This is a genomic window from Bacillus sp. MBGLi79, from assembly GCF_002953915.1.
Window position 1 is genome coordinate 1,023,232 of the sequence record NZ_CP026521.1, and the last position, 3,746, is coordinate 1,026,977.

At 48.3% G+C, this 3,746-nt stretch carries 3 protein-coding genes; all 3 read left to right on the top strand.

Annotated features, from left to right (window positions below; genetic code table 11):
- The first annotated feature begins 245 nt into the window (after positions 1-245).
- The 3 genes from C1T29_RS05100 to treP all read left to right on the top strand — a co-directional run bounded on the left by C1T29_RS05100 (position 246) and on the right by treP (position 3,706).
- Entirely contained in the window at positions 246-623 is a 378-nt protein-coding gene (locus tag C1T29_RS05100; protein WP_020450542.1) for a DnaJ family domain-containing protein, read from the top strand.
- 70 nt (positions 624-693) lie between these two features.
- Positions 694-2,106 carry an alanine/glycine:cation symporter family protein gene (locus C1T29_RS05105; protein ID WP_103750388.1) on the top strand — a complete coding sequence of 471 codons (1,413 nt, stop codon included), beginning with the start codon at positions 694-696 and terminating at the stop codon, positions 2,104-2,106.
- A gap of 187 nt (positions 2,107-2,293) precedes the next feature.
- Positions 2,294-3,706, top strand: a complete 1,413-nt coding sequence (gene treP, locus C1T29_RS05110) for a PTS system trehalose-specific EIIBC component (protein ID WP_103750387.1) — start codon at positions 2,294-2,296, stop codon at positions 3,704-3,706.
- The last annotated feature ends 40 nt before the right edge of the window (positions 3,707-3,746 follow it).

Below are 3,746 nucleotides of genomic sequence, written 5' to 3' on the forward strand. Positions count from 1 at the left end.
TCCGGATCAGTAAAAAACCATCGGAACGAAAGAAAAAAACGAATGTATAAAATATACCATGAAATACCGATTTAGAAAAGCGGAAATCAACCTTGTGAAAAGAAGCTCAAACCCCCTGGTAAATCAGGGTTTTACAGTTTTCTAAAAAGCATTTGGGAATATTTTACGCTTGTCTTGCATTGGCGGGAACGCATCTTTATGGCAGACTGTTGTTAGTATATGAACAAAAGGGGAGGATGTAGACCATGGATTTTTCGAGCATTGTTTCTGAAGATAAGATTAAGCGGGCCATTAAGGACGGCGAATTCGAAGGGCTTCCGGGAATGGGGAAACCCTTGAAAAAAGACGATGCCGCCCATGTTCCAGAGCATCTCCGCATGGCTTACCGGGTGATGAAAAACGCCGGAATGACGGGGGATGAAGGGGCTTTGAAGAAAGAGCTGATGACAATTGACGACTTAATCGCAAAGTGCGCGGATGAAGACGAGCGCGATCGTTTAATTGAGAGAAAAACAGAAACGCGGCTCAGGCTCGACAGGCTCGCCGACAAGAAAGGCATGTTTTCCAAACCTGCCTCAGCGTTTTATAAAGAAAAAGTGTACCGAAGGCTCAGCGGGAAATAAAAAAGCGCTGAGCAGGTTTATTTCTGTCCTATAGTGGTATTGACCCATAAACGAATAAAAGGGTGATAGGATGGAACGATTGTTGAACTGGGTTGAATACATATCAGATTGGCTTTGGGGGCCGCCGCTCATCATACTGCTGACAGGGACGGGAGTCTATTTAACGATCCTGCTGAAATTTTTTCAATTTCGCTATCCTCTCTATATCTTTAAGCAGACGATCGGAAGCGTCGGCAAAAAGCCGAAAGGAGAAGGGACGGTTACACCGTTACAAGCTTTGACATCGGCTCTCAGCTCAACAGTTGGCGCCGCCAATATCGTCGGTGTGCCTGCGGCGATCATGTTCGGCGGTCCGGGAGCCGTGTTTTGGATGTGGCTGGTCGCACTGTTTGCCATGGCGATCAAGTTTTCGGAAAGCGTCCTCGCTGTCCACTACAGAGAAAAAAACGAAGAAGGCGAATATGTCGGGGGGCCGATGTATTACATTACAAAAGGGCTCTCTATGAAATGGCTCGGCGTCTTTTTTTCGGTCGCGCTGATGATCGAGCTCGTTCCGAGCATCATGGTGCAGGGAAATTCGGTTTCCGCATCATTAGCTGAGTCGTTTTCATTCAATCGTTTATACACCGGAATCGGGATTGCTTTTTTGATCGGTTTAGTGGTGATCGGAGGGATTAAACGGATTGGAAAAGTGACAGAGCTTGCGGTTCCGCTTATGGCAGGGGCGTACATCGGGGCCGGTTTCCTGATTGTCGTCATGAACCTTTCTTCTGTACCCGCATTTTTCTCTCTCATCTTTTCGAATGCGTTTACATCTTCTTCGGCATTCGGCGGCTTTGCAGGTGCGGCGGTTGCTGAAACCGTTCGCTGGGGATTTGCACGTGGACTTTATTCCAACGAAGCCGGGATGGGGACGGCGCCGATTGCGCATGCGGCGGCGATGACCGACCACCCTGTGAGACAGGGATTCTGGGCGGTGATCGGCATTGTGGTCGATACGCTGCTGATATGCACGACCACAGCCTTCGTTGTGCTCGCATCAGGCATTTGGACCGCTGAAAATGCTGCGAGCAATCCAGGGGCACTGGCGGCAGCCGCATTCCGCAGCTATTTCGGCCCTGTGGGCGGATACTTCGTCTCCGTCTCGCTCGTTTTCTTTGTCTTATCAACGATCACAGTGGTCATTTTTTACGGAGTAAAACAAGCTGAATTTCTGTTCGGACGGCTCGCGGGGCATATGATTAAATTCGTCTATCTGGGCGCCGTCATCATCGGGGCTGCCGGAGGAGCAAAGGCAATATGGGGATTCCTTGATCTTGCGCTCGTTTTCATTCTTATTCCGAATATTTTGGCGGTGCTGCTCTTGAGCAAAAAAGTAAGGTCTTTATATGATGAGTTTTTTACATCAGAAAAGTATTATTTGAAAGACATCGGTCAGCAGGACTGCGCTGATGAACGTGATGAAAAAGTGAACAATTTATGATCTCAGCCGGTTGTTCCCGGCGTATAAATCGGAGGAGCCTTGCTGTCCTTCGTTTTATGAAGGGAACGGCCGGGCTTTTTTTATTTTTGAAAGCGCTATAAAAATATGTTGACTACTTGTATATACAAGAATACAATATAGATATAACATGTATATACAAGTTATAAGAGGAGAAGGAGGGATTGGAATGACTGATTTAAATCAATCAGCGCGACGGATTGTCGATGCTGTCGGCGGTGCGGACAACATTGCAGCGGTAACCCATTGTGTGACGCGTCTGCGATTTGCACTGCTCGATGAAAGCAAAGTCAATCAAGAGGTGCTGGAGCAAATAGATGTTGTCAAAGGATCGTTTTCAACGAACGGCCAATTCCAAGTGGTGATCGGCCAAGGAACGGTCAACAATGTATACGCGGAGCTGGTGAAGGCCACAGGAATCGGCGAATCGTCAAAAGATGACGTCAAGAAAGCCTCAGAGAAAAATATGAATCCTTTACAGCGTGCTGTGAAAACGCTTGCAGATATTTTTATTCCAATATTGCCGGCGATTGTCACCGCCGGGCTGTTGATGGGAATCAACAATATTCTGACGGCTCAAGACATTTTCTTCAGTGGAAAATCGATCGTTGAAGTCTATCCGCAATGGGCGGATCTCGCCAATATGATTAACTTGATTGCGGGAACGGCTTTCGCATTTCTACCGGCATTAATCGGCTGGTCGGCCGTCAAGCGGTTTGGCGGAAATCCGCTGCTCGGCATCGTGCTAGGCGTCATGCTTGTGCATCCTGATTTGTTAAACGCTTGGGGATACGGGGCTGCCGAGCAAAGCGGAGAGATTCCTGTCTGGAATTTATTCGGTCTGGAAGTGCAGAAGGTCGGCTATCAGGGGCAGGTGCTTCCCATTTTGCTCGCATCTTATTTGCTTGCAAAAATTGAGCGCTTTTTGACAAAGCGGACGCCTGAGAGCATTCAGCTCCTTGTCGTGGCGCCGATTACGCTGCTTGTCACAGGTTTTGCTTCATTTATTGTCATTGGACCGATTACATTTGCCATCGGAAATGTCTTAACATCAGGCCTTATTGCTGTCTTTGAACAATTTGCCGTACTGGGCGGACTGTTATACGGCGGACTTTACGCCGCTCTCGTCATTACCGGAATGCATCATACATTCCTTGCCGTTGACCTTCAGCTGATCGGATCAAAGCTCGGCGGAACATTTTTATGGCCGATGCTGGCGCTGTCCAATATCGCACAAGGTTCAGCCGCACTTGCGATGATGTTTATTGTCAAAGATGAGAAGCAGAAAGGTCTGTCCTTGACATCCGGCATTTCAGCTTATCTCGGAATTACCGAACCGGCGCTGTTCGGGGTGAATCTCAGATACAGATTTCCGTTCGTGATCGCGATGATCAGCTCGGGGATTGCCGGAATGTTCATTTCCTCGCAAGGGGTTTTGGCAAGCTCTGTCGGCGTCGGCGGTGTACCCGGAATTTTCTCTATCATGAGCCAATACTGGGGAGCGTTTGCAGTCGGGATGGCGATCGTGCTGATCGCGCCGTTCGCCGGAACATACCTCTATGCAAAATTAAAAATGAAATAAGAGAGGGAGAGGGGCGCGCATATTTGTCAGCCCTTTTCCC